Genomic DNA, 23,040 nt, shown 5'->3' with positions numbered 1-23,040 from the left:
CATGGGAGACCTCAAACTTCCCGACATCGATTACGGCGCACTGATGCCGATGCTGATCCTCTTCGGGGCTGCCTGTGTGGGCATCCTCGTGGAGGCTCTGGTGCCGCGCCGGTCCCGGCACGGCGTCCAGCTCGGCCTGTCGTTCCTGGCGGTCGTGGCGTCGTTCGTCGCGGTGATCGTCGCCCACGGCACCCGCAAGATCACCATCGGCGGCGCGGTCGCGGTCGACGGACCCACCCTGTTCCTGCAGGGCTCCATCCTGGCGCTCGGTGCCGTCTCGCTGATGCTGATCGGCGAGCGGTCGCTGGAGCGGGGCGGGCCGTTCGTCTCCCAGGCGGCAGTCACCGTCGGCTCGCAGAAGGACGTGCGGCAGGCTGGTGACCAGCCCGGTGCCACCGAGGTCTACCCGCTGACGCTGTTCGCGCTGGGTGGCATGCTGCTGTTCGTCTCGGCGAACGACCTGCTGACCATGTTCGTGGCGCTCGAGGTCTTCTCGTTGCCGCTGTACCTGCTGTGCGCGCTCGCTCGCCGGCGTCGCCTGCTCAGCCAGGAGGCCGCGCTCAAGTACTTCCTGCTCGGCTCGTACGCGTCGGCGTTCTTCCTGTTCGGGGTGGCCCTCATCTACGGCTACGCGGGCGGCATCTCGCTCGGCGCCGTGCACGACGCGGTCGCCAACCCGCAGCGCAGCGAGATCCTGCTCTACGGCGGTCTGGCGCTGGTCGCGATCGGTCTGCTGTTCAAGGCCGCGCTCGCGCCGTTCCACGTGTGGACGCCGGACGTCTACCAGGGCGCGCCCACGCCGATCACCGCTCTGATGGCGGCCTGCACCAAGGTGGCCGCGTTCGGTGCGCTGCTTCGCGTGCTGTACGTGTCGTTCGAGGGCGTCCGCTGGGACTTCCAGCCGGTCCTCGGCACGGTCGCGGTCCTCACCATGCTGGTCGGCGCCGTTCTCGCGGTGACCCAGACCGACATGAAGCGCCTGCTCGCCTACTCCTCCGTCGCGAACGCCGGCTACCTGCTCGTGGGTGCCCTGGCGCTCAACAAGGAGGGCCTGAGCAGCACGATGTTCTACCTGGTGGCGTACGGCTTCTCGGTCCTCGCCGCGTTCGGGATCATCACCCTGGTGCGCGACGCCGACGGCGAGGCGACCCACCTGTCCCGCTGGGCCGGTCTGGGCCGCAAGAGCCCGCTGTTCGCGATGGCCTTCTCGTTCATCCTGCTGGCCTTCGCCGGCATCCCGCTGACCAGCGGCTTCACCAGCAAGTTCGCGGTCTTCGGGGCAGCCGTCGAGGGTGGCCAGACCTGGCTGGTGATCTTCGGTGTCATCTCCAGCATGCTGATCGCCTTCCCGTACCTCCGGGTCGTCGTGCTGCTGTGGCTGAACGAGCCGGGCGAGACCACCCCGACGGTCTCGATCCCCGGATTCATGACCGCGGCCGCGCTGACCATCGGCGTGCTGGCGACCTTCCTCCTCGGCGTGGTCCCGGCCCCGCTGATCGACCTCAGCCAGGACGCCGCCCAGTTCATCAGATAGCTGTCGTTCTCCCGAAAGGCCCCGGCTGCCCAAGGCCGGGGCCTTCGGCTTTCGCTCCTTCTTCGAGTACGGGCCACCCGGCCGACGACCGCAAACCACGCCTCCCCTGGCGCACCCGCGAGCCGGGCGCGACCCAGCGCGTGCCGCGCCTCTCGCGCAACGTCGGGCTTACGCCGACTGCCCGAAACTGATCGCCCCGAACTCCCCGCTCTCGCCGATCAACGCCAGCAGGGCCGCGTGCGTCTCGGCGTCGGCCGCGGCCAGCAGCCCTCTCGAGGCACTGTGCAGCGGTTGGCCCGCCAGATCGGTCACGACGCATCCCGCCGCGCGGCACAGCGTGATGCCCGCCGCCGAGTGCACAGTCCAGTCCCGGTGGCCGTCGGAGAGGTAGGCCGCCCGCCGCCCGGCCGCCACCCACGCCAGCGGCAGGGTCGTGGACAGCACCCGCGGACTGAACGAAACTCCGAATCCTGGATGCGCGAGCAAGTCGACCGCCCGAAATCCGGGCGCACTCGGGAACGGCGGGTCAAGGTTGAGGTCGACGAGGCGCGAACCCCCACTGGGCCGAAGTGGCTCGTCGACCCCCGCATGCCGCCGGAACGCCCCCTCCCCACCGGTCCAGAAGACCTCGTCAGCAAACGGATCAGCCGACGCCGCGGCCAAAATGTCCCGCCCTGACCGCAACGCCACGTTCACCGCAACCATCGTGGTGCCGGCCGCGAAGTTGAGCGTCCCGCAGAGCGGATCGACCAGCCAGGTCCGCTCCCCCGACCCGGTCAGTCCGGACTCTTCACCCAGCACCGAGTCACCCGGCCGCTCCGCCCGCAGAACCGCCACAACCGCCTCTTCCGCCGCGATGTCAGCCGACGTGGCAAAGTCCCCACCGCCTTTGTCCACCCGCGACACCGGCCGCCCAAACCACTCGCGCACCACGGCCGCCCCCGCCACAGCCAGTCCACCCTCGTCGACCATCATGAATAGACCAAACCACACTGCCCGTAATTGATCGCCCCGCCCGCCCGCCCGCCGCCCCGCCGCCCCGCCCGCCGGCCGCCCCGCACGCCGGCCGCCCGCCGCTTGGCCGCCCCGGCTGCTCGGCCGCTCCCATCGCCTGGCCCCGCGGTCCCGCGGCCCCGCGGCTTCTGCGGCTGGCCGAGGGGGCGTGTGCAGGCGGGGCTGGGGGCGGAACCAAGGCGGTCGTGCAGGTCGGTTCTGGGGTGATGTGGCGGCGCGGGACTGGCGCGGATCGGCGCGGTCAGGGGCTGGAGCGTAGGTCGCGGGCCCACCCGGGGTCGCACGCGGCGGGTGACCCAGCACACGGCTTGTGCGCATCGGCGGAACTGGTGCAGGTCGTACTTGATAAAGATTTTGATCTTGTGCCCCCTGGCCCCGGAACTGTCGGACCCATGTGGCATCGTGAAAGCGTGGTGAGCACCGGTGACATGACGCTTTCGGCGCTTGGCCTTGACATCGACCCCGCCGTCGATGCCTCGGTCACAGCGACGCTGGCCGCTGTGGAGGTGGCGCTTCGGGCCAACGTGGCCAGCGCGGATCCGCTGGTGGCCGAGGCCGCGCGGCATCTCGCCGATGCCGGCGGAAAGCGGTTCCGCCCGCTGCTCGTGGCGTTGGGCGCGCAGTTCGGCAATCCGGAGGCGCCCGAGATCGTCGCCGCGGCAAACGTGGTCGAGTTGACCCACCTTGCGACGCTTTATCACGACGACGTCATGGACGAGGCGCCCGTTCGCCGGGGTGCGCCCAGCGCCAACTCGCGGTGGGGCAATTCGGTCGCCATCCTGGTCGGCGACTACCTGTTCGCCTGCGCCTCGGACATCGCCGCCTCGCTCGGCCCTGAGGCCGTCCGACTGCAGGCGCGCACGTTCTCGCGGCTCGTGCACGGTCAGATCGCCGAAACCGTGGGTGCCCGGGGCAAAGATCCGATCGAGCACTATCTGCACGTCATCACGGAAAAGACGGCCTCGCTGATCGCGACGTCGGCGCGGTTCGGCGGCCTGTTCTCCGGCGCGGCACCCGTCATGGTCGAGGCCCTCGCGGGTTATGGCGAGACGATCGGCATCGCGTTCCAGCTTTCCGACGACCTGCTCGACATCTCGTCCGAGTCGGTGCAGTCGGGCAAGACTCCCGGCACCGACCTGCGTGAGGGTGTGCCGACCCTGCCGGTGCTCTACGCGCTGGCCGACGACGACAACACCGACGCCTCGGCGGTGCGCCTGCGCGAGATCCTCGCCACCGGCCCGATCACCGACGACGCCCTGCACGCCGAAGCTTTGACGCTGCTGCGCGAGTCCGCCGCCATGAAGCGCGCGCGCGAGACCGTCCGCAATTATGCCGAGGAAGCACGCTCCCAGCTGGCGCCCCTTCCGGCCGGCGAGGCGAAGCGGGCCATGGAGGCGCTCTGCGACTACATCGCAGACCGCACCAGCTGAGCTAGCCACCCCCCGCTGCCCGTCCCCGCGAGAGGGGCGGGCTCCGCAGCGCTGGCCTTGGATCGTCGACCCTGGGGCCGATTTTTCGCAAAAGCGGCAAATCACTCCGGCGTTCGCAAGATCTGGACCCTTCTTCCGTGAATGTGGGGCCTCGGAGTCCGCTGGAGACCCCTTTCACGGAATTTGTGCTGATCTTCGCCCGGCTGGTCCCGCCGGGGAACTGCGAGCCGCCGAGCGACCGCGACGGACCGGCGGGCGCGATCCCGAGCTTCGGCGCGAGCATCACTCACCAGACCGTTTCGCACTGAATGTCAGACCAGCCAGTCAGGGTGTGCCGTTCGTCAAGGAAAAAGGGCCCTCCGAGTGTCCCGAGGCCCCGTTGGCAAGGGAAAAGGGACCCGCCAAGAGCCCAAGATCGACGCGAACCCGCCACCATCTCAGTCAGCCGTTGAAGCACCCGACACCTACCGCTTGAGGAGGCGGCTGCCCACCAACATCAGGGCAGCGGCACCGACCATCGCCCCGGCTGCGGTCAACCACATCGCCGGATAGCCGACAACGGTGGCGAGCGTGCCCAGTCCGAGCGGGCCGATGCAACCTCCGGCGTACACCCCGGTCTGGGTGATGGAGGTGGCCGCCGCCGGAGCTTGGGGATGCAGCCGGACCACGGCGAAGTTCATCAGGCCGGGCCAGGCCCACCCGAAGCCGAAGCCGAGCACGACCCCCGCCACCAGGGCGACCTGTCCGGGCACCGCGAGCAGGAGCAGCCCGGCGGCTCCGCAGGCGAGCAGTCCGGAGATGACGCCGACTTGACGGCCGGGGCGGCGGTCGGCCTGCCAGCCGCCGAGGATGCGGGCAGTGACACAGACAGCGCTACCGAGCGTGAGCGCCAGGCCGGCCGAGCCGGGGGAGATGCCGCGGGCGACGGCGGAGTCGACGAGGAAGGTGCCGAGTGCGTTGGCTGAGGCGGCGGCGAGGGTGGCGGCGAGACCGACGACTACGAGCGCGCCGGTAGCCCTCTTTTCCGATTTGTCGGGAACGGTAGGTGAATCCCGTGACCCGGGCACCAGGAAGACGGCCATCAGCGCCAGGAAAGCGACGAGAGCGAACGCCCACCGCCAGCCGAGGGTCAGAGCGACAGTCGGCACCGCCGCTCCCGCCAGCAGCGTGCTCACCGGGATCGCGGCCTGTTTCACGCCGAACGACAACCCCTGTCGGCCGGGCGGAACGTGCCGGGACAGACTGGTGTTGCTGGCGAGCTGTCCCATCGCGTTCGCGCCGGCGCCGAGGGCCAGGATCGCGATCAGACTCCACAGTGCACTCGCGAACAGTGCGATACCGAGCATCGAGGCGGCCGCGAGTCCGATGCCGAGCCGGGAGATCCGCACGGCGCCGTAGCGTTCGACGAGGGCGCCCGCCGGGATCGAGGCGAGCGCGCTGACGCCGAAGTAGGCGGAGACGGCCAGTCCGAGCCCGGCGGGGGAGAAGTTGAGATCGTCGCCGAGTTGCACGGCGAGACCGCCGACCAGGAACACCGGAACCGACACCGCGATCGTCGTGGTGAGGGCACCGGTCGCTGCGCGTAGCGGTCTGACGACGTTCACGCTGGTCGATGCGTTGTGCTCAAATTCGATCTTGCTGGCGGCCATCTCTCGCAGACTAAGCCGGCAGAATGCATCCGAGCGCGTTGAGTGCCAATGACCACACACCTTGTGTAAATCGATCGAGATCCACACGCTTTTGGCATTCCCCCGACGGAAGATTATTCATATGGTGTAAGTCCCTGGCGTCGGAGGTAGCTGTGCGCGACCCCCTGGCGGAGCCGTCCGATCTGATTCGGAGCGTGTCACGCGCGTTGCGCGTCCTCGAGTCGGTCGGCCGGGCCCCGCGCGGACTCACCGTGAAGCAGATCGCGCGACGGTGCGAGTTGACCGTCGCGACGACGTACCACCTCGTGCGCACCCTGGCCTACGAGGGTTACGTGATCCGTCGAGAGGACGGCACGTACATCGTCGGTTTGGAGATCGCCGATCGGTACCGTGAGCTCGTCTCGGCGTTCCGCGGTCCGCCCGCGGTCGGCGAGGCGTTGCGTCGTGCCGCCCTGGACACCGGCTACACCCATTACCTGGGTCGTTTTGTCGGCGGCCGGATCGCGGTGACCGCGTCGGCCGAGGGCGCCCGTTCGCCGTTCGTCGACGACATGGCCCCCGGCTTCGACGAGGGCGGCCATGCCACCGCTCTCGGCAAGGCGCTGCTGGCCACGCTCACCCCCGATCAGCGGGCCCGGTACTTGCGCGATTACGGCATGCGGCAGTTCACGCCGGCCACCCTCGTCACGCCCGAGGCGCTCGAGGCCGATCTGGCGGCCGGCGAGCGGCGCGGCATGCAGATCGAGATGGGTCAGTTCCGGCAGGGCCTCGCGTGCGCGGCGGTGCTCGTGGTCGCTGATCGTGACATCGAGCGGCGACTGGTGCTCGCCTGCTCGCTGCCGGCGGCGGAGATGCTCACCTCGGCCCGGGTCGTGCGGGCCAAGCTGACGGCGGCTGCCCGTAATGTCGCGGAAGCGCTCTCCGCGGGCGAGTCCGTGACGGCCTGACATGCTCGTTTAAGTCTCCGTTGAACCTCCCGTAGCCGCCGCCCGTAGTACCGGTTGCAAGGGGGAGCTCAGCGGAGGGTGGTGACGGGGTGCACTGTGAGCATGAGCATGATGACGGGGCGTATGTGTTAGGTGCGCTGTCACCGGCCGAGCGAGCCGCTTACGAGCGTCACTTGGCGACCTGTTCGTTCTGCCGGGAAGCGGTTGCCGACATCTCGGCGCTGCCCGATCTTCTCTCCCGCCTCGACGCGCAGGAGTTCGCGAAGCTGCTCGACCCGACCCTGACGACCGGCGACCATCCCGGTGCCTCGCTGCGCGACCTGGCCGCGCCGGCGACGGCTCGAGGCAAACGGCGAAAGGCTTTCGGCGTACGGGTATTGAGCACCGTGGCAGCCGTGATCCTGGTCGGTCTGATCGGCATCGGCGTGCTCGCGTTCACCAAAGGCGGTGGCGCCACCACCGATCAGCTGTCCGGCCCGGCGGTCGCGATGACCCGCGTCGACGGCAGCTCGCCGGTCACCGCCACGCTGCGGATGGCCGGCAACACCGGCGGCACCAAGGTCGAGTTGCAGTGTGTCTACCGGGGCCTCCAGCCGGCCACCCTGCGTCTGGTCGCCTACGGCCGCGACGACGAGCAGGAGCAGGTCGGTTCGTGGACGGGTGCGCCGGGCGCCGAGTTCCGGATGGACGGGGCCACCCACTTCGCCGCCGGCAATCTCGCCCGCCTCGAGGTGGTGCAGTCCAACGGCAAGCCGCTGCTTGCCTACGACGTCCCCTGACCTTCTGATCCCAGGTCAGCGGGGTGGAAGTGCGGCGATCGGTTCGGCGGTGGCGGCCGTCGTGCCGATCGTCGTTCGTTTCCGCTGGTGCCGCAGCGCGTCCCAGGTGAACAGGATCAGCGCCACCCAGACCAGGCCGAAACCGGCGAGCCGAGCCGGCGGCATCGGCTCGTGGAAGATCAGCAGGCCGCACGCCAGCTGAAGGATCGGCGCCACGTACTGCAGGATGCCGATGCCGATCATCGAGATCCGGTTGGCGGCCGCCGCGAACAGCAGCAGGGGTACGGCGGTGGCGATGCCGGACACGATCATCAGCACCGTGTGCAGTGCCGACACGTGGCCGAACTTGGCGTCGCCGGTGGTGGTCAGCCAGCCCACGTAGATCAGTGCCGGAAGTGCCAGCACCGCCGACTCGACGAACAGACCCTCCGCGGGCGGCAGCGACATCCGCTTCTTGACCAGGCTGTACGTGCCGAAACTGGCGGCCAGCAGCAGGGCGATGTACGGCAACCGGCCGTAGTCGATGGTCAGCACCGCGACCGCGACGCCGCCCACCGCCACCGCCGCCCACTGCCAGCGGCGTAGCCGCTCCCGCTGCACGGTCACGGCCAGCAGCACAAGCACGAGCGGGGTGATGAAGTAGCCGAGCGCCGTCTCGACGACCCGTGACGAGTTGACGCCGTAGATGTAGGTGCCCCAGTTGATCGCGATCAGCACCGCGGCCAGGGCGATGCCCCCGAACAGCCGGGGCGAGCGCACCACCCGGGCCAGGAAACGCCAGTTGCGCATCGCGGTGAGCAGCAGCGCGACGAAGAGGGCCGACCAGATCACCCGGTGCGCGAGGATCTCCAGCGGGGAAGCCGGGCGCAGCAACTTGAAGTAGATCGGGAAGAAACCCCACATGACGTACGCCAGCAGGCCGTAGAGATATCCGCGCCGCTCCTCGCTCATGCCCTCACGGTAAGGCCGTTCCGGGGAATCGGTCCTTGCGTATGGCTCAGCTCACGGAACGGCGCGGCTGTCCGCCTCAGTCGTCCGAACCGTCCGGCACCACCATGTTGAGCAGCCAGCTCACCACGCCGACGAGCAGGGCCCCCAGCACCGCGCTCGGCCAGAAGCCGTCCACGTGGAACGGCAGGTCGAGCTTGCCGGCGATCCAGCTGGTCAGCATGAACAGCAGACCGTTGACGATGAGGGCGATGAGGCCGAGGGTCAGCACGTAGAGCCCGCAGCCGACCACCTTGATGATCGGGCGGAGCACCGCGTTGACGATGCCGAAGATCGCCGCGACGACCAGCAGCGTGATGATCTTCTTGGAGAGCGAGTCGGTGTTCAGCTCGATCCCGCTGATCACCAGGGTCGAGATCCACAGCGAGACGGCCGTGATCACCAGCCGGATGAGAATTCCCATGGCCAGCGATGGTGCCACGATCATGCCAGTGCCGATATGGCACCACGCGATCTTTCCCCGCTTTTATCTCGCGGCGGGGCCGATGAGTTGGCTCTCGATCGAGGTCTGGGCCAGCGCCGCCCAGCGGACCGCACGCCGGTTGACCACCCCGACCATGTCGGGCCGGATGCGGGTCAGCCACTGGCCGACCTCGCCGAGACCGAGCGTGCTCGCCAGCTGGGTCGCCTCGTCCGGCCGCAACGGCTGGACCATGACCACGTCGGCCCGGGAAGCGATGTCGACGTCGGCCGTCCCGAACTCGTCGCGCACCACGAGGGTGGCCTGCCAGCCGCGGCCGAGCCCGGTGTCGGCGCCGACCGGGCCGACGTCGACCACCAGGAGAAGGGGGTGCAGGGCCGAACCGGGGGTCAGCTCGATCTGCCGGCCGGGCGGCACCACGACGATCGACTCGCCGGGCACCGCGGCGCCCCGCACGAACGGCTCCCAGGCCTGTGGGCGGGCGGTCTGCACGACCACCCGGGCGCCGACCGCCATCGCCCGCAGCGCGACCAGCTGAGCGCAGCGGACGCCGCCGATCAACAGCGCGCGGGTCTGCTCGGGGCGGAACAGCCGCACCACCACCGGGTTGCCGTGCCGGTTGCGGCCGAGCATCAGGCCGGACGCGCCGACCGGGAGGTGGAGTCCGTCGTACCTCTCCGCCGGATGCACTCCGTCGGGTGGCAGACCGGGCACCGTCGCCGGCTCGCCGGCGCCGAGCGGAAGGGTGGCGGCCAGGCCGGCCAGGTGCTCGCCGTCGAGCTTGCGGACGTGGGCGCGCTCGGCTGAGACCAGCTGGCGCAGCGCCTGCATGGCGACGCCCAGCGAGCCCGGCTCGGGGGCGGCCACCCGGACGGTCAGGTCGATCGGGGTCTGCCCGCCGGACTGCCGAGGACCCGCGGTCAATGAAACGGTGGTGGCCGACGCCGGCATCGTGAGCATGCGGGTGACCAGCCGGCGCGAGGTCTCGACGCTCAGGTCGGGCCAGCGGGTCAGTCGGAAGGTGGCCTGCGCGAGCCCGCCGAGCTGCAGCCCCGGCCACGCCTCCTGGGCCGTACCGGAACCGTTGTCGTGCGCCAACTCGGCCATCACCCGCAGCGCCGCGGTCTCGCCGAGCGGCCGGGCCGGCACCGCCGACAGGCGCCGGGTCAGCTTGCGGACCAGGCCGGACAGCGCCCGCAGCAATTCCTCGTCGGCCCAGCCCTCGGCGCGCATCACCCGCACGGCCAGCAGCGCGCGGCTGTGCCCGAGCAGGCGGCCCTCGGTGAGTTGGCGGTAGGAGTTGGCCGGGGTGCCCGAACCGGCCCGGACCGCCGGCGCGGGTGCGCCGCTGAGCAGCAGTTGGATGACGACCGGCGGATGGTCGGGGCCGGCCGACGGCAACAGCGAGGCGGGGTTGGGCAGCTCGGCGGCGTCCTCGGCCAGCAGGCCGGCCGGATCGCCCAGCTCGAGCACGGCGGTCAGGCCGGAACCGTCGGTGATCACGGCGGCCGGGTCGCCGGCCATCTCCACCTGATCCACTCTGGACCCGGGTGCGACGAACTCGAGCAGCGCGGTCGGTGCGGCGCCGGTCGCCGCCGCATGCCGCCGGCCGCTGAAGCGCATCGCCACGCCGATCCACTGGAACACCCAGCGCCCGCGCATGCGCAGCCAGGTCAGGGTGAGAACGCCGAGCGCGACCACGACGCCGGCGGCGATCCCGATCGGGCCGTTGACCGCGCCGACCAACAGAGCCACCACCGCCACCTGGGTGCCGACCAGCTGGCTCGCGCGCACGCCGAACAACCGTCCACCTCGGACCGGCCGGGCGCCCACCGGAGCCTTGGCCGGACCGGTGAGGTCGCGGTAGTCCCGGCCGCCGGCCACTCCCACCGTCACCGCACGCCGCCCTTCCCCGTGTCCCACCACTTCCTGCGCGGTCATCGTATGGCTTCCCGGGCTGCGGCAGGGGGTGCGGAGTTATCCACAGGCTCCGATTCCGGGGTGCCGCGAACTGAACCGGATCGCTACCGTCGACGTGCTGAGGAAAAGAGAGCAGTTGGCCCGCCACGGCCTGCCCCCTTCACTTTGGACCAAAGGGCTAACGTGGTGGTCCACGTCGATGCCGGGGGCTTCGACGAACGAGCCAGGAAGCGGGTGAAGTCCGGGTGGCCGGACAGACGGAAGCCCAAGCCCATGAGATGGCGCGGGGCGCGCAGAACTTCGAACGGGTCAACCAAGACCTCCAGACCACGCTGAGTCAGCTCATGCGCGAGCTGGAAGGGCTCAGCCACGCCTGGAAGGGCATGGGCGCCCAGGCGTTCCACCGGGTCAAGCTGCAATACGAGGCTGACCTGCGGCAGCTCAACCAGGCGCTCGCCGAGACGGCGGAGTCGATCCGTGCCTCGGGCCGCGGCTACGACTCGACCGACACGAGCGCCGCCAGCAAGCTGACCAACAGCGGCGGCAGCTTCAGCCTGCCGCTCTGACGCCTGGACCGGAAGGGAAGAAGACCATGGCCGGTGACGGCACTCTGCTCGTCAACTTCGCCGCCCTGCACAACGCGAGCGGCGACATCTCGAAGGCGATCAGCAAGCTTCAGAACTCGCTCAGCCAGCTCGAGCGCGACGGTGCCCGGCTGACCTCGACCTGGGGCGGCGACGCCCAGCAGGCTTACCACGCTCGGCAGACCAAGTGGCAGAACGCCTCGCGGGACCTGCAGCAGATCCTGACGAACATCAAGAAGGCCGTCGACGAGTCGGCCGAGGATTACGTCAACACCGAGAAGCAGGCGACCCAGCGCTTCCAGTGAGCCCGGTCGGCCCGCGCCACGGCGAAACGGTCGGACCAGCTTCGCGGCTGCGCCGGCCGTTTTCCGTTTAGTCCGTTCTTACGTGTTTGGTGTCCCTCTATCGCGTACTGGCCAACTCAGACGTTAGGGCTACGATCGGTGTCTAAGTGATCGCGTCAAGCGACTGTTTGGGTCCCGCCCATGCACGTAAGGGCGCTGTTCAACAATACTTATCGGTCTGCGTACCGCCGCCCATTGTGATCGCCGCCTGACCTTGTAGGTTGTACGCGTTGAGTTGGCCTCGTCGCGCGGTGGGGAGAGGTGGACGTGTCCGAGTGGGAACCGGCTACGGACGCCGAGGTCGCGATGCGGGATGCGTTGCGCACCGACGACCAGGAGTCGTACTTTCGAATTCTTTCCAGCGTTGACCTCTTGCTGCCCGTGTCAGCCGATGCCCTCGCCGGGCTCGCGCCGCTGGGTTGGGGCACCTGGAGCACTGGTGGCCGCACGCATGTGCTCGCCTTCACCTCGTCGGAGGCGCTGCAGGCGTGCCTCGCCGACTACACCGGTTCGGCGCGCCGCGTGCCCTACTCGGAGTTGGCCAACACCTGGCCCAACCTCGAGTGGTGGCTGGCCGTCAACCCCGGCCTGCCGATCGAGGGCTACCTCCCGGCCTGGTTCGTCGCCCAGCTGTCCCGCGGCGACCTGAGACTGCCGACCCGCGGCCCCGGTAAGGCGCCCGCGTCCCCGCACATCCAAGATCTGCACTCGGCCGCGATGGCCGCCAACGAGGCCGCCCAGCAGAACTCGCCCGGCGGCCCCACCCACGAGCCGGTCGCCGCCGCGGCGCACGCCCCGGGAGCTGTCCCGCCGAGCCCGGCCGGCCTGCCGGTGCGCACCGCCGGCGCGTCCGGCGTCTCCTCGGCCAACACCCCGGCCCCGCACAGCGCGCCCCCGGCCGGCAGCCCCGCCCCCGTGGGCTACCGCCAGCCGACCAGCGCCCCGCCCAGCGGTTACCCCCACCCCGGCGACGCCTCGGCGGCCGGTTATCCGCAGCCCAACGGCGGTTCGGCGGCCGGTTACCCGCAGCCCCTCGGCGGTTCGGCCCCCGGTTACCCCCAGCCCGGCAGCAGCTCGGCCCCTGGCTACCCGCAGCTCGGCAGCAGCTCGGCCCCTGGTTACCCCCAGCCCGGCAGCGGTTCGACCGCCGGTTACCCGCAGCCCGGCAGCGCTCCGCCCAGTGGCCATCCGCAGCCCGGCGACGGTTTGGCGGCCGGCTACTCGCAGGCCGGCAATGCGGCTCCGGCCGGTTATTCGCGGTCCGCCGGCGCCCAGTCGTCGGGTTACCCGCAGCCGATCAGCGCCCCGCCGGTCGTTGCCGCCCCAGTGGCCGGCAGCGGCTCGGCCGGCCCTTCGCTCGGCGGCCCGCCCGGCTATGCGCAGGCGGCCGCGGCCAACCAGATGCCTTACTTCCCGGCCGCCGACGAGCAGCCCCCGCCACTGCCGGGTAGCAACCCGCAGCCGTCGTCGTCCGCGACCTCACCGGCAGCGCAGCCCGGTCCGGCCGAGCTGTCCCCGGCACCGCAGTTCGGGGCCGCGTCGACCTCGCTGGCCTCACGCTTCGCCCAGCCCACGGCATCTCCGGCCGGGTCCGCCGGGTCAAACCCACAGCCTTCCTCGGCCGGCGGGTTCGGCCCGCAGTCGCCCGCTGCTGGTGGCTTCGGCGCCCAGCCGCCCGCCGGCGATTTCGGCTCGCAGCCGTCCGGTGCGGCCGGGTTCGACTCGCAGCCGGCCGGGGCAACCGGGTTCGGGCCACGACCGTCCGGGGCCGCCGGTGGGTTCGGCTCACGGCCGTCCGGGGCGGATGGGTTCGACTCGCCGGCGCCGGGCGCGGGCGGGTTCGGCTCGCAGCCGGCCGGGGGCGCTGGTTATGGCGCACAGGCAGCCGCGTCGCAATCGCCTGCTCAGGCAGAAAAGCCGCAGATCGGACCGGGCGGTCTGCCGGTACGCACGCCTGGTGGCGTGATGCCGAGCGGACTTCCGTCGCGCACGCCGCCGTCGAGCCCGGTTTCCGCGGCTCCGGTGTCGGCCGGTCCGGTGTCCGCGGTCCCGTCGGCTTACCGACCGCCGTCCATCCCGTCCGAGCGGCCCAACGTCTCCGCCAACTGGCCCGGTTCTCGCCTCGGCGAAGCCAGCCGCGGCCAGCAGGACGCACGCGGCCAGGACCCGCGCGGTCAGCAGGACCCGCGCGGCGCGAGGCAGGACCAGCGCGGCGGTTACCAGGACGCGCGCGGCGGTTACCAGGACGCCGGCGGCGCGATGCAGGATGCTCGCGGCGGTTACCAGGATGCTCGCGGCGCGATGCCGGACTCGCGCGGCGGCTACCAGGACGGCCGGGGCGCGATGCCGGACTCGCGCGATTACCAGGACCCTCGCGGCGGTGGGCAAGACCTGCGCGGTGGGCAAGACCTGCGCGGTGGGCAAGACCTGCGCGGTGGGCAGGACCTGCGCGGTGGGCAGGACCTGCGGAGTGGGCAGGGCTCGCCGGGTCTCAACGGGCTGCCGGTGCGCACGCCGATGGCGAACACGCCGCCGGTGCCTGAGCACATTTCCACGCGTCCGCAGGAGGAGCCGCCCGTCGACCCGCGGTGGGCCGGTGCCGCTGTGCCCGCGCCGGCGCTTCCGGAGCTTCCGCGGCGGCAACCGCCCGCGGACCAGGGCGCCGGTGGGTTCCCGCAAGGTCCGGCCTCGCCGCAGGCGGCGGCCGCACAACGGCCGGGAGTGGCGGACCAGCCCGCACCCGGGTTCGGCACGCCCCTGCCGCGTCGGCAGGCGGGCGGTCCGGCCGAGCCGGCTCCGATGACTTCGTTCCCGGCGTTCAAGACGTCCGCCGAGCGGGCGGCCACGCCGGCGCCACCCGCCACCGCTCCGACTGCACCGGGGCGGCCGGGGATGAACCCGCCGGTGATCCCGGGATCGCCGGGCAGTGATCGTCCGGCGCGTTTCGGGAGTGGTGACCAGCCGCCGCTGGAGGTGCGCGGCGCCACGCCGGTGCAGCCGGTGGGCCGTCCGGTCATGTCCGGCGCGATGCCCGCCCACGAGCCGTCGGCCGAGCCGTTCATGCCGGCCAACGACGTGGAGCGGGACCTGTACGACGCCGCCGAGGCGGGCAGCACCGACCGGTTCCTGTCCACGCTGCTGCTGGCCACGGTGCTGGTGCCGGTTGCGAACCACTCGCGGCCGGGCAGCGCGCCCGGTGAGTCGGGATTCGCGTTCCGCACCGAGGACATCGAGGGCGAGCAGTTCCTGGTCGTCTTCACCAGCAAGGACCGGTTGGCCGAGCACTTCGCCGAGCCGACCCGCACGGTGAGCGTCCGGTTCTACGAGCTGATCCGCAACTGGCCGGATCCGTCGTGGTCGTTCGCGGTCAATCCGCGTACGCCGGTCGGCGCCCGCTATCCCGGCCCGCAGGTGATCGCGCTCGCCAGTTGGGCCGCCGAGGCCGGTCTCGGGTCCGAACCGGCCGACCACGACGAGCACGGCGAGCCGATTCCCGCGCCCCCGCCGGTCAACGACGACGCCCAGCACGCCACCGTCATGCAGAAGACGGTGCCGGCCGAGCAGGTCGACTACTACCTCGACCGGGGCTACGACCGGGTTGCCGGTTTCGTGCACCGGGCCACCGAGGTCGAGCACCTGCGCACGCCGAACGAACTGTTCGGCGCGCTGGGTCTCACCTACGACGGTTCGCCGTACCAACCGGACGCCAAGGAGGCGTACGTCCTGCGGTGGCCGGCTTATCGCCCGAGCCTCTACCGGATCCCCTACGGCGGGCAGAACGAGCAGGCGCTGAAGGCCATGGACGGCTGGGTGATCGAGCGTCCGCCGTTCCGCGGCAACGGTTTCGCGCCCGGTGAGGGCCGCGACGTGATCGCCGAGTTCAAGGTGGACAGTGTCCGGCTGCCGCACGGTGCCCAGTTGTGGCGCATCGACGCGGACGGCTCGGAGCACATGATCGCGATCTTCGACAACGACGGTCCGCAGTGGCGCCGGGTGGGTGAGCAGTGATTCGCGACGGTTACGTGGTGAGCTGGCAGGGCCACGAGTTCGACGCCGTTCCCGACGGCGACGACGTGCGCATCTACACCACCCAGCCGGCGGACGGCTTCGAGGAGATCAAGCCGGGCCGTTACGTGCGGGTGCTGACCCCCGAGGAGTACGACGAGCTGGTCTACGTGCGCACCACCTGTGTGTGGCGGGGCGCCCCGTTCCTCGTGCTCGGTGAGGCCGACGACTGGCTGCGCGTGGAATACACCGGTGGTCGCGCCCCGGTGGCCCGCCAGCTGGGTCTCGAGGAGTTCGATTACGGCGTCTACCAGACGTGGGCTCCCGCCCATGAGGTCTCCGACCTGCATGAGCAGCGCATCTAGGAAGCCTTCAGCCAGCGCAGGATCTCGCCGGTGATCACGTCGGGGGCCTCCTGGTGGAGGAAGTGGCCGGCGTCGGGGATGAGCCGCCACTCGTACGGGGCGATCACGTAACGGCCGGAACCCTGGGCGGTGCGGGGGAGCGTGGCGGTGTCGAGGGCGCCGTGCAGTTGCAGTGTCGGGGTGATCAGCGGGTGCTGCATCAGCTTCACGAAGCGGTAGCCCTGCAGGCGTAGAGCACTGCGGGCAACCCAGCGGTACGCCTCCAGTGCGCAGAACGCCGCCTGGGGGATCTGCATCGCTTCCCGGCACCTCGCCACGTAATCGGCGAATTCCTCGGTCTGCCGCCAGGTGGGGCTGGTCCAGTGGGTCATCAGCTCGCCGACCAGGGCCGCGTCGTCCCGGGTGAGCACGTGTTCGTAGCGGGGGATCTGGAAGCGGAAGACCGACGTCGACGCCGACAGCTGGCCGCGCGGGTCGGCGAAGAGGGCCGCGCGCAGGCGCAGCGGGTGGGCGGCGCCGAGGACGACCAGGCGGCTGACCAGCTTGGGGTGGAACGCGGCGGCGGCCCAGCCGATCATGCCGCCCGCGCCGGCGCCGACGATCATCGCGGAGCGTTCGCCGAGCGCGCGGATCAGGCCGGTCACGTCGGCGGCCATGGTGTAGCCGTCGTAGCCGCGTGGGGGCTTGTCGCTGGCGCCGTAGCCGCGCAGGTCGATCGCGACGGCCCGGAAACCGGCGTCGGCGACCCTCGTCATGATGTCGTGCCACGCCCACCAGAACTCGGGGAATCCGTGCAGGAACAGCACGAGCGGGCCGGTGCCGGCCTCGACGACGTGGAAACGGCTGCCGTTGGCGCCGACGAAACGGTGCGTCCAGGGACCCTCCACCAGGACACACGACTCGTCAACCATGTAGCAAGACTAGGCGTTCGGGTCGAGCCGGACCCGTCCCGTCGGGCCACCGGCGATTCACAGGCGCTCCGCGGCGACCATTTCTCGGTGCGTACCGGGCCCGCAGTACATCCGGACCAGCATCGGCGCGGTCTTTATCCGCATGCGCCGGCCCTTGACGAGTTTGGTGCCGGCGGTGCTGTGCAAGGCATATTGCGTACCGTCATCGGTCTCCAGGCCGTAGCAGGGACCGGAACTGTCGCCCGTCACCGTGCCCACCACCCAGTCGGTCTTCTTGATCTGGTCGGTCGGTCCGTTCGGCGGGGCGCTGGTCAGCGGAGCGACCGGCAGGCTCGGCGGCGGCGCCGCGGACGTCGCGGACGTCGGGCCGGCGGCGGACGCCGCGCTCTGCGGTACGTCCGGGCCCGCACACCCGCCCAGCACGACCGCCACTGTCACCGCGACCACCAGTTTGCCGTTCATGGTTACCTCCTGAAGCGTCCCGGTCAGACGTTCAACCCCACACTCCGGTTCCCGGAAATGGGCAGCGCCCGGGGAGTGATCTCCCCGGGCGCCGTGACGCGGTGATCGCTGGATCAGGAAACCGCGATCGTCATCGAGGTGCCGCTCTGGCTGAGGACACCGATCTTCACGCCGACCTTGGGCAGCTTGACGCCCTGGTTCGGCAGCTCGTCGTAGTAGTACTTGGCCTTGTCGTTGAAGACCGGCTGGCCGAGCTGCGGCCAGACCACCGAGGGCTTGCCGTCCACGTGCAGCAGCATGCCGTCGGTCGGGTACAGGCTGAACGGAGCGTCGTACACCTGGATCCGCGACCGGAACGGGACGCCGTTGACGTTGTTGAACGGCTTCGGGTGCGCGTCGACGTAGAGGTTGCGACCCTCACCCGGGTGCTCGTTGGTGTTGTTGTCGGCCTGCGAGGTGTCCCAGTAGGAGACCAGCAGACCGGTCTGGTAGTTGTAGTGCTCCACCCAGTCCGGCCGCGTGGACGTCCAGCCGAAGTTGTACGGGCCGGTCGCCAGGTACTTGTCGTACGAGGTGTAGCTGCGGTTGCCCGCGATGTAGAAGTGGTCGTAGTCGTTGGCCACGCTCGAGCCGACGACCGTGAAGCCGGCGAGGGCCCAGGTCGGGGTGCTCTCCGCGCCGTCGGTCGAGACGACCGCGCCGTTCGCCGTGACGGTGAGCTCGTCACCGAAGAAGCCGCCCGTGGAGGCGCCGCCGTCGGTGATGTAGTGCAGGCGGAACTTGACCGCCTTGCCGGCGTACGCGTCCAGCGGGATGTTGATGGTCTTCCACGCCCCGGCGGAGGAACCGGTCAGCGCCGGCACCTCGCTCGCGTCCTTCGGCAGTGCGACACCGTCGACCGTGCCGTTCAGCGGGGTCCAGGTCGTACCCTTGTCGGCCGACACCTCGAAGTACAGGTAGTCGTAGTCCTTCTCGATGTTGTAGCGGCCCTTGAGGCTGACGCTGCCGGTGGTCTTACCGGTCAGGTCGACGTCCTTGGTCGCGGTGGTGTTCAGGTTGTCGGCGTTGCCGGAGAAGTACTGCTTGCTTCCGGCGAACGGCGCACCCAGGTCGGTCGTGACCGTCTTGGGCGGCAGGTTCACGACGACGGCCTGCGTCTTCTTGGTGTTGTACTCCTCGGGGCCGAGGTTGACGACCTTCTTCTTGCCCGCGTCCACCGAGGTGTAGTTGAGCCAGCCGAGCTGCAGCTTGTTCCAGGCACCGAGGTCACCCGGGTGGGTGCCGATGCCCTGGTCGCCGGCCGCGCCGAGGCGGCTCTGCGCCATCAGCGTCCAGTACTCGTTGTTGTTGTCGCCCAGGCCGCTGGTGTCGTAGTCGTCCGGCAGGCCGAGGTCGTGGGTGTACTCATGCACGAAGACGCTGAGGCCACCGTTCTCGGGCTGGATGGTGTAGTCACCGATCCAGACACCGCTGTCGCCGACCTGGGTGCCGCCCAGCGGGTTGCCGGTCGGGCCGGCCGTGCCCTGCAGCGTCGAGAAGGCGTACCACCGGTGGCTCCAGATGGCGTCCTCACCCTGCTGCGGGTCGCCGTCGGCCTGGTCGCCGCCGGCGTGGACGATCTGGAAGTGGTCGATGTAGCCGTCCGGCTCGTTGAAGTTGCCGTCGCCGTCGAAGTCGTACCTGTCGTACTGGTCGAACTGCTTGAGGTCGGCGGTCACCTGCGCCTTGGTGCGACCCTTCGCGTACTGGTCGGCGACCCAGTTGTTGGCGGCGTCCTGCACCAGCGACCAGACGTTGTTGCAGACGTGGCCGCCGCAGACGTCACGGCCGTACCGTGCCTCGTTGTATTTGACCTTGACCCAGTCGGTGACCTCGCCGTCGACGCTGTACCGGCCGGACGACTGCGACTCGAAGTACTTCTTGACCGACTCGGTGCTCGCGCCGGTGCCGAAGTACAGGTTCCGGTAGAAGTCGGCCGAGTAGTCGGCCTGCCAGATCGTCGAGTTGTCCTTGCTGCGGTCCGGCTGCGGGATCGAGTTGTGCAGCGGTCCTTCGAAGGTGGTCGGACCGGCTGTCTTCGGGTCCGAGTCGACGTCCGGGAAGTTGGGGTGCCGATCGTTGCCGAACTCGACCAGGATCGTGAAGATCTTGTCGGTGCGCTCGTTGTCGAGCTCGACGTACTGGTCCTTGCCGTGCCGGCCGGGGCCACCCTTGGTGTGACCGACCTTGAGGACCTTGCTGCCGTTCTTGCTGACCGGCTTGGCCTTGCCGCTGACCACACTGGAGACCGCCTGCTCACGCAGAGCGCGGCGCTTCTCCTCCAACGGGTTGGGCAGATCGTCGATGGGGGCCGACTTCTCACCGGAGCTCGTCGCCGGGATCGTGTCAGCTGGTGGTGCCGCCTGGGCCACCGCGGGGAGCAGAACTCCGACGCTGGTGACGATCGCGGCGCCGAGCAGTCCAGAGACCACCTTGCGCACCACGCGCATACCTCCGTCATATCGCCGGGCGCGGGGGTGCTGCCCGGCATTCAAAACGGCCCCGTGGTTCGGGGCTAGAGGTAAACGTATGCAAACGCAACGATGTATGAAGAGCGCGACCAGAATCGATAGAGATCAGTTATGTGTTATGACCCAGGCATACTTCGGGGATCGACAAAAAGGGCAAAGAGTCGGTGACCCTTTGCCCTTTTTAGTGGAGAGTGAGTCAGTCGTCGCTCTTCGTCGCCTTCATCCCCGCGGAGATCAGTTCCATCACCGCGGAGTCCTGCAGCGTGGTCACATCACCGAGTGAACGGCGCTCGGCGACGTCCTTCAGAAGCCGGCGCATGATCTTGCCGGAGCGGGTCTTCGGCAGTTCCGCCACGAGCATGATCTGCCGCGGCTTGGCGATCGGGCCGAGCTTCTTGGCCACGTGGTTGCGAAGCTCGGCAGTGAGCTCCTCGCCCTTCTCGTCGGAAACGTCCACATTGCCGCGGGGGATCACGAACGCGACGATCGCCTGACCGGTCGTCGGGTCGGTCGCGCCGACCACCGCCGACTCGGCCACCGACGGGTGCGACACCAGCGCCGACTCGACCTCGGTGGTCGAGATGTTGTGACCCGAGATGAGCATGACGTCGTCGACCCGGCCGAGCAGCCAGATCGAGCCGTCCTCGTCGCGCTTGGCGCCGTCCCCGGCGAAGTAGATCCACTCATCGCCCTGGCCGGCACCCGCGCCGAACCGGGACCAGTAGGTGTCGATGAACCGCTTGTCGTCGCCCCAGATGGTGCGCAACATCGACGGCCACGGGTCGCGCAGAACCAGGAAACCCCCACCGCCATTGGGTACGGACTCGGCAGTGTCGTCGACGACGTCGGCCGAGATGCCGGGCAGCGCGGTCATCGCCGAACCCGGCTTGGCCGCGGTCACGCCCGGAAGCGGCGAGATCATCACGGCCCCGGTCTCGGTCTGCCACCAGGTGTCCACCACCGGGGTGCGGTCGTGGCCGATGTTCTTCCGGTACCAGATCCAGGCCTCCGGGTTGATCGGCTCGCCGACGCTGCCGAGGATGCGCAGCGACGACAGGTCGTAACCGGCCGGGATGTCGTCGCCCCACTTCATCATCGTGCGGATGAGGGTGGGCGCGGTGTAGAGGATCGACACCTTGTACTTGTCGACGAGCTGCCAGAACCGGTCGCGGCCGGGGGTGTCCGGCGTGCCCTCGTACATCACCTGGGTGGCGCCGTTGGCGAGCGGACCGTAAACGATGTACGAGTGACCGGTGACCCAGCCGATGTCGGCCGTGCACCAGTAGACGTCGCTGTCCGGCTTGAGGTCGAAGACGGCGTTGTGCGTGTACGACGTCTGGGCCAGATAGCCGCCCGTCGTGTGCAGAATGCCCTTCGGCTTACCGGTCGTGCCCGACGTGTAGAGGATGAACAGCGGGTGCTCGCTGTCGAACGGCTGCGCCTTGTGCTCGGTGCTGGCCTGCTCGACCGTCTCGTGCCACCACTTGTCCTTGTCGGTCCAGGCCACGTCCTCGCCGGTGCGGCGGACGACCAGCACGTTCTCGATGCTGGGGCACTGGGCGACGGCCTCGTCGACGGTCGGCTTGAGTGCCGACGGCTTGCCCCGCCGGTAACCACCGTCGGCCGTGATGACCAGCTTGGCGTCGGCGTCCTGGATGCGGGTGGAGAGCGCGTCGACCGAGAACCCGCCGAAGACGACGCTGTGCGTGGCGCCGATCCGGGCGCAGGCCAGCATCGCGACCGCGGCCTCCGGGATCATCGGCAGGTAGATCGCGACCCGGTCACCCGCGCCGACGCCCAGCTCGGTGAGCGTGTTGGCGGCCTGGCTGACCGACTTGAGCAGATCGGCGTACGTGATGGTGCGGGTGTCGCCGGGCTCGCCCTCCCAGTGGATCGCGACCTTGTCACCGTGACCGGCCTCGACGTGCCGGTCGACGCAGTTGTAGGCCACGTTCAGCTCGCCGCCGATGAACCACTTCGCGAACGGCGGGTTGGACCAGTCGAGGACCTCGTCCCACGGCTTGGCCCAGGTGAGGCGCTCGGCCTGCTTCGCCCAGTAGGCGAGGCGGTCGCCGGCGGCCTCCTCGTAGTCGGCGGCCTTGACGTTGGCATCCGCGGCGAGTTGCTCCGGCGGCGGGAACGTCCGCGTTTCCGAGTAGAGGTTCTCCAGGGTCCTGTCGCTCATGAGGGCGGCTCCTCTTTTCACTGCTCGACCGGGGCTTCTTCGTTGCACACTAGTTCTGCCGATGAGACCCGGCGAGAATTGCGCGTGGTCGCGCGCCCGATGGTGCAGTGGGCGCGCTGGATGACAGGTTGATGCTTGGTGCTGCGCGAATCTTGCCAGTTGTGAGCCCGTTTGCGCACCCCATGTTTCGCGGCCTTTTCCGGCTACGGTGTTCGAGTGGATCCTCTCGCCCCCCTGCTCGATCTTGCCGACGTCGCAACCGCCCTGGCCGGAGCGCGTGACCGGGTGGATGCCGCGATGCGGCACCGGGCGCTGCGGCGGCACGGCGGCCAGGTGGCCGCCGAGGCCAGCCTGCGCGCTGCGGTGGCGAGCGCCGCTCTCGAGGGCAACGCCTACGACCTTGCGGACGTACGAGGTGGCACAGTCACCGACCCGGTCGCGCAAGGCGCGTTGCGAGTCGCCGAAGGCATCAGCGGCCTGGTCGACCTGTGGCCCCGGGCGCCCCGCCAGGCGCTCGCGAAGCTGCACGTCCTGGCCGCCCGCGGGGTGGTGCCGACCGACGACCTCGGCCGGCTCACCGGCAGCGCCGGCCGCATCGACGCCCTCGCCGACCTGGTAGCCGGCAACGACCGCACGCCGCCCCTGCTGCTGGCCGCGATCGTGCACGCCGAGCTGATCACCCTGCGCCCCTTCGCCGGTCCCGCCGGGGTGGTGGCCCGGGCCGCCGCCCGACTCACCCTGATCAACCGCGGGTTCGACCCGCGCGGCCTGATCGCGGTCGAGGTCGGGCACCGGTCGCGCGAGCCGGAGTACGTCGGCTCGGCCGGCGCCTACGCGACCGGGACCCCGGACGGGGTCCGCTCCTGGTTGCGGCATTACGCCGCCGCGGTCACCGAGGCGGCCGACGAGACGACCCGGATCGGCGACGAAGTACTGGCCACCGTCTGATCGGACACTGTCCGGGCTTGCCCG

The 23,040-nt window shown here is 70.0% G+C and carries 18 protein-coding genes; 9 read left to right on the top strand and 9 right to left on the bottom strand.

Annotated elements, in window-relative coordinates:
- Window position 1 precedes the first annotated feature (1 nt).
- Complete coding sequence (nuoN, locus tag Afe05nite_RS28945; protein WP_203820390.1) at window positions 2-1,534, top strand: NADH-quinone oxidoreductase subunit NuoN; 1,533 nt, start codon at window positions 2-4, stop codon at window positions 1,532-1,534.
- 168 nt (window positions 1,535-1,702) lie between these two features.
- On the opposite strand, the gene Afe05nite_RS28940 is transcribed toward nuoN, so the two are convergent.
- Window positions 1,703-2,509 carry an inositol monophosphatase family protein gene (locus tag Afe05nite_RS28940; protein WP_203820389.1) on the bottom strand — a complete coding sequence of 269 codons (807 nt, stop codon included), beginning with the start codon at window positions 2,507-2,509 and terminating at the stop codon, window positions 1,703-1,705.
- 467 nt (window positions 2,510-2,976) lie between these two features.
- Here Afe05nite_RS28940 and Afe05nite_RS28935 point away from each other — a divergent pair, with 467 nt between their 5' ends.
- Window positions 2,977-3,978 carry a polyprenyl synthetase family protein gene (locus Afe05nite_RS28935; protein WP_203820490.1) on the top strand — a complete coding sequence of 334 codons (1,002 nt, stop codon included), beginning with the start codon at window positions 2,977-2,979 and terminating at the stop codon, window positions 3,976-3,978.
- A gap of 464 nt (window positions 3,979-4,442) precedes the next feature.
- Here the strand turns inward: Afe05nite_RS28935 and Afe05nite_RS28930 are convergent, their stop codons facing one another.
- Entirely contained in the window at window positions 4,443-5,627 is a 1,185-nt protein-coding gene (locus tag Afe05nite_RS28930) for an MFS transporter (protein ID WP_203820388.1), read from the bottom strand.
- 152 nt (window positions 5,628-5,779) lie between these two features.
- On the opposite strand from Afe05nite_RS28930, the gene Afe05nite_RS28925 reads away from it, so the two are divergent.
- Both Afe05nite_RS28925 and Afe05nite_RS28920 read left to right on the top strand, forming a co-directional pair.
- Window positions 5,780-6,574, top strand: coding sequence for an IclR family transcriptional regulator (locus Afe05nite_RS28925; protein WP_203820387.1), 795 nt, complete (start codon window positions 5,780-5,782; stop codon window positions 6,572-6,574).
- A gap of 89 nt (window positions 6,575-6,663) precedes the next feature.
- On the top strand, window positions 6,664-7,353 hold the full coding sequence (locus Afe05nite_RS28920; protein WP_203820386.1) for an anti-sigma factor: 690 nt from the start codon (window positions 6,664-6,666) through the stop codon (window positions 7,351-7,353).
- A gap of 15 nt (window positions 7,354-7,368) precedes the next feature.
- Here Afe05nite_RS28920 and rarD read toward each other — a convergent pair whose 3' ends face one another.
- The 3 genes from rarD to eccE all read right to left on the bottom strand — a co-directional run bounded on the left by rarD (window position 7,369) and on the right by eccE (window position 10,723).
- The gene (rarD, locus tag Afe05nite_RS28915; RefSeq protein WP_203820385.1) at window positions 7,369-8,304 is read right to left on the bottom strand and encodes an EamA family transporter RarD; all 936 of its coding nucleotides are present in this window, start codon (window positions 8,302-8,304) and stop codon (window positions 7,369-7,371) included.
- A 76-nt stretch (window positions 8,305-8,380) separates the two neighbouring features.
- Entirely contained in the window at window positions 8,381-8,764 is a 384-nt protein-coding gene (locus Afe05nite_RS28910; protein ID WP_203820489.1) for a phage holin family protein, read from the bottom strand.
- Window positions 8,765-8,827: 63 nt separating this feature from the next.
- Window positions 8,828-10,723, bottom strand: coding sequence for a type VII secretion protein EccE (gene eccE / locus Afe05nite_RS28905; RefSeq protein ID WP_239118265.1), 1,896 nt, complete (start codon window positions 10,721-10,723; stop codon window positions 8,828-8,830).
- A 224-nt stretch (window positions 10,724-10,947) separates the two neighbouring features.
- On the opposite strand from eccE, the gene Afe05nite_RS28900 reads away from it, so the two are divergent.
- The 4 genes from Afe05nite_RS28900 to Afe05nite_RS28880 all read left to right on the top strand — a co-directional run bounded on the left by Afe05nite_RS28900 (window position 10,948) and on the right by Afe05nite_RS28880 (window position 16,000).
- On the top strand, window positions 10,948-11,268 hold the full coding sequence (locus tag Afe05nite_RS28900) for a WXG100 family type VII secretion target (protein WP_203820384.1): 321 nt from the start codon (window positions 10,948-10,950) through the stop codon (window positions 11,266-11,268).
- Window positions 11,269-11,294: 26 nt separating this feature from the next.
- Window positions 11,295-11,591 (top strand): WXG100 family type VII secretion target, encoded by a 297-nt coding sequence (locus tag Afe05nite_RS28895; protein WP_203820383.1) that lies wholly within the window; start codon window positions 11,295-11,297, stop codon window positions 11,589-11,591.
- 306 nt (window positions 11,592-11,897) lie between these two features.
- Window positions 11,898-15,638, top strand: a complete 3,741-nt coding sequence (locus Afe05nite_RS44090) for an SseB family protein (RefSeq protein WP_239118264.1) — start codon at window positions 11,898-11,900, stop codon at window positions 15,636-15,638.
- Window positions 15,635-16,000, top strand: a complete 366-nt coding sequence (locus Afe05nite_RS28880; RefSeq protein ID WP_203820382.1) for a UCP033725 family protein — start codon at window positions 15,635-15,637, stop codon at window positions 15,998-16,000. Before Afe05nite_RS44090 ends, Afe05nite_RS28880 begins: the two co-directional genes overlap by 4 nt.
- On the opposite strand, the gene Afe05nite_RS28875 is transcribed toward Afe05nite_RS28880, so the two are convergent.
- The 4 genes from Afe05nite_RS28875 to acs all read right to left on the bottom strand — a co-directional run bounded on the left by Afe05nite_RS28875 (window position 15,997) and on the right by acs (window position 22,068).
- Window positions 15,997-16,911, bottom strand: coding sequence for an alpha/beta fold hydrolase (locus Afe05nite_RS28875; protein ID WP_203820381.1), 915 nt, complete (start codon window positions 16,909-16,911; stop codon window positions 15,997-15,999). The two genes, Afe05nite_RS28880 and Afe05nite_RS28875, sit on opposite strands and share 4 nt — an antisense overlap.
- Window positions 16,912-16,968: 57 nt before the next feature.
- Window positions 16,969-17,373, bottom strand: a complete 405-nt coding sequence (locus Afe05nite_RS28870) for a hypothetical protein (protein WP_203820380.1) — start codon at window positions 17,371-17,373, stop codon at window positions 16,969-16,971.
- Window positions 17,374-17,486: 113 nt separating this feature from the next.
- Window positions 17,487-19,853, bottom strand: coding sequence for an immune inhibitor A domain-containing protein (locus Afe05nite_RS28865; protein WP_239118277.1), 2,367 nt, complete (start codon window positions 19,851-19,853; stop codon window positions 17,487-17,489).
- A 226-nt stretch (window positions 19,854-20,079) separates the two neighbouring features.
- Complete coding sequence (gene acs / locus Afe05nite_RS28860) at window positions 20,080-22,068, bottom strand: acetate--CoA ligase (RefSeq protein ID WP_203820378.1); 1,989 nt, start codon at window positions 22,066-22,068, stop codon at window positions 20,080-20,082.
- Between the two features lie 216 nt (window positions 22,069-22,284).
- Here acs and Afe05nite_RS28855 point away from each other — a divergent pair, with 216 nt between their 5' ends.
- Window positions 22,285-23,016: a Fic family protein gene (locus Afe05nite_RS28855; RefSeq protein WP_239118263.1), complete on the top strand. Its 732-nt coding sequence runs from the start codon at window positions 22,285-22,287 to the stop codon at window positions 23,014-23,016.
- Window positions 23,017-23,040: the final 24 nt, after the last annotated feature.

The organism is Paractinoplanes ferrugineus (assembly GCF_016862195.1).
Classification (GTDB): Bacteria; Actinomycetota; Actinomycetes; order Mycobacteriales; family Micromonosporaceae; genus Actinoplanes; species Actinoplanes ferrugineus.
The sequence above is the reverse complement of the archived record's forward strand: the minus strand, read 5'-3'. Positions and strand labels throughout refer to the sequence as shown.